We start from the raw sequence: 2,966 nt of genomic DNA, 5'->3' as shown, positions 1-2,966 counted from the left end.
ACATTGATTTACTAATATCCCATTCTCACTAAGCAGATTATAACAGCATGTATAAAATTCCATAGTAAACAGTCCTTCTCCTGGACCAATAGGATCTGTAGAATCTACGATAATCAAATCATATTTTTCTTTTGATCTTCTAACAAATTCAATTCCATCTTCAAAAAATAGTTGGACTCTCTTATCCTCTAATTTACTTGCAGTAAGAGGAAGATACTTTTGGCAAGCTTGAACTACCATACGGTCAATTTCTACCATATCAATTTTTTCAATTCCTGTGTATCGAGTGAGTTCTCTAACTGTTCCTCCATCTCCACCACCAATTACAAGAACCTTCTTAATATCTGGATTTGTGGACATAGGTACATGTACGATCATATCATGATAAATAAATTCATCCTTAGATGTAAGCATAACAATACCATCAATAATTAAAAATCTTCCCATTTCATTACTATCAAATATATCTATTTGCTGATAAAGACTTTTTCCTGTGAAAAGATGTTCCTTTACCTTAATAGAAAATCGAATGTTTTCTGTTTGCTGTTGAGTATACCAAAGCTCCATTTTTATACCACCTTAATAAATTTATTATATAATTTGTATTAGAAACGATGATTAAATTTTTATTAGTACTATGACTGCTAAGTTATAGTCTCTTTTAGATATTTATTCCATTTTGTAAAAAGAAATACCTGCTTAATAAAAAACATAAACTAATATAAAAAATGATTTTCATTTCCTAATCTACCTAAAAGAACAAACAGTCCAGAAGCTTGTGGGCTTAGACACTTAGCACTAGAAGTAAATGATATAGAACAAGCAGTAAAAGAACTAGAAAGTATGGGTATAGAAGTAGAACCTATAAGAGTAGATGAATTTACATCTAAAAAATTTACATTTTTTAAAGATCCAGATGATTTGCCTTTAGAGTTATATCAAGCCTAATCTTTTAATCTTATTAGATATATAACTCTCTATAATGTTAAGTCTTGTTAGCTAGAGAAAATAAAGGATTATTAGTTTATGTATAATATATAAAAGTATTAAGAAAACTATAATAGATTACTTAATAATCAATAGCTAAAATTTAGGAGGCATAAAAATGACAAAAAAACCAGCAAATCCAAATGCTAAAGCAGCATTAAATCAAATGAAATTAGAAATAGCAAATGAATTAGGTGTTCCTAGCAATAATATGTATGGTTCAAATAAGAGTGCTTATGAAAACGGAGTTTTAGGTGGTAGAGTTGGTGGACAGATGAGTAAAAGATTAGTTGAAATGGGACAAGAACAATTAATTAAACAATATAATAGTAAAAATAGATAATAACTATTACAAAATATGCATTTATAACTTAAGCGAGGAAAATAAACAAATAGATACCACGGGCGTATTAGCTAGTGGTATCTATTTTTAAGTGATTAAAAAAATCCATACAAAACAACTCATTGAACTATCATAAATGCTAATTTTAAAACTATACTATTAATAGCCAAGAAAAATAAATCTAAAGTTAAAAATGTTGTAGATAGAAATAAATCTATAAGTGAGGTGTTTTTTATGGGAACATATGATAGTGTAAGCACTGGGATGAAAGGTTTTGATCAAACTATTGACATGTTACGCTTAGGGGATAATGTTGTGTGGCAAGTTAATTCAATTGAAGATTATAAATATGTAGTTCAGTCTTATGTTGAGCAAGCAAAACTTGATAAGCGAAACATAATTTATATAAGATTCGGTCAACATGAACCTATTGTCAATAATTTAGATGGAGTTAAAGTCTATGAATTAGACCCATACCTTGGTTTTGAAGATTTCACAACAACAGTTCATAACATAATCAAAAATGAAGGATTTAAAGTATTCTATATATTTGATAGTCTAACCGAGTTGCAACAATGTTGGTATTCAGATCTTATGACAACTAATTTTTTTAAGGTAACTTGCCCTTATATTTATCAGTTTAATTCTATAGCATATTTTACAGTAATGAGAAATGCGCATACCTATGATACAATTGCCGGAATCAGAGAGACAACTCAGCTTTTGTTAGATGTTTACAAAGTAGAAGAAGTTTTTTATATCCATCCCCTAAAAGTGTCTGGCCGCTACTCTCCAACTATGTTTTTTCCTCATAAAATAATAGGTGATACTGCCATTTCAATTACATCAAGTGCTGATGCTGCACAATTATTCTCTAAATTTAATTGGAGCAGCAAAAGACTTGGCTATTGGAGAATAACATATAATAAAGCCAAAAATGCTCTAAATGAAGATTTTGAAACTAGAGAAAAAATGAAAGAGCTTCTTATCACTATTTTAGTTGGTGCTAATTCTAAAATTCACGATATGTGTATGAAATATTTTGACCTTTCTGATGTTGTACAAATTGCTTCTCGTGAAATTGGAACAGGATTAATAGGTGGTAAAAGTATAGGTATGCTTTTAGCTACTAGAATTATTACAAAAGTAGAGGAATATAAAGAATATTTTACTCCTTTACTAGAACCTCACGACTCTTTTTATATAGGTGCGGATGTTTTCTATTCTTATATAGTTGAAAATGATATGTGGGATCTTAGAATCAAACAAAAAACCGAAGAAGGATATTTTAAACATGCATATGAGCTTAAGAAAAGATTAGGATCAGGATGTTTCTCAAGAATGAATAAAGACCAGTTTATGCATATGCTTGAATACTACGGTCAATCACCTATTATAGTTAGATCCAGTTCATTACTTGAAGATAACTTTGGGAATGCTTTTGCGGGTAAATATGAAAGCGTATTTTGTGCAAACCAGGGAACCCCAGAAGAAAGACTTCAAGCTTTTGAAGATGCAATTCGTACTGTCTATGCAAGTACTATGAATGATGATGCTCTTAACTATAGAAAACTTAGAGGACTAGATAAACGTGACGAACAAATGGCTATATTGGTGCAAAGGGTATCTGGGGATT

Annotated in this window: 3 protein-coding genes and 1 pseudogene; 3 read left to right on the top strand and 1 reads right to left on the bottom strand. The window is 30.0% G+C overall.

What is annotated here, in order from left to right:
- Positions 1–567: polyamine aminopropyltransferase (gene speE / locus VLM92_RS01220; RefSeq protein ID WP_325274531.1), on the bottom strand; the 567-nt coding region annotated here is incomplete at its 3' end.
- A gap of 186 nt (positions 568–753) precedes the next feature.
- Between speE and VLM92_RS01215 the strand changes: the two are divergent.
- The 3 genes and pseudogenes from VLM92_RS01215 to VLM92_RS01205 all read left to right on the top strand — a co-directional run.
- Positions 754–948 (top strand): annotated as a pseudogene (locus VLM92_RS01215) (VOC family protein); the annotation flags it as partial.
- A 157-nt stretch (positions 949–1,105) separates the two neighbouring features.
- Positions 1,106–1,330: an alpha/beta-type small acid-soluble spore protein gene (locus VLM92_RS01210; RefSeq protein WP_325274530.1), complete on the top strand. Its 225-nt coding sequence runs from the start codon at positions 1,106–1,108 to the stop codon at positions 1,328–1,330.
- 315 nt (positions 1,331–1,645) lie between these two features.
- Positions 1,646–2,966 (top strand): PEP/pyruvate-binding domain-containing protein (locus VLM92_RS01205; protein WP_325274529.1); only part of this gene is annotated, 1,321 nt, incomplete at its 3' end.

It is taken from the genome of Romboutsia sp. (assembly GCF_035470145.1).
Lineage (GTDB): Bacteria > Bacillota > Clostridia > Peptostreptococcales > Peptostreptococcaceae > Romboutsia_D.
Note: the sequence above shows the minus strand (reverse complement) of the source record. Positions and strands in the feature narration are given on the sequence as shown.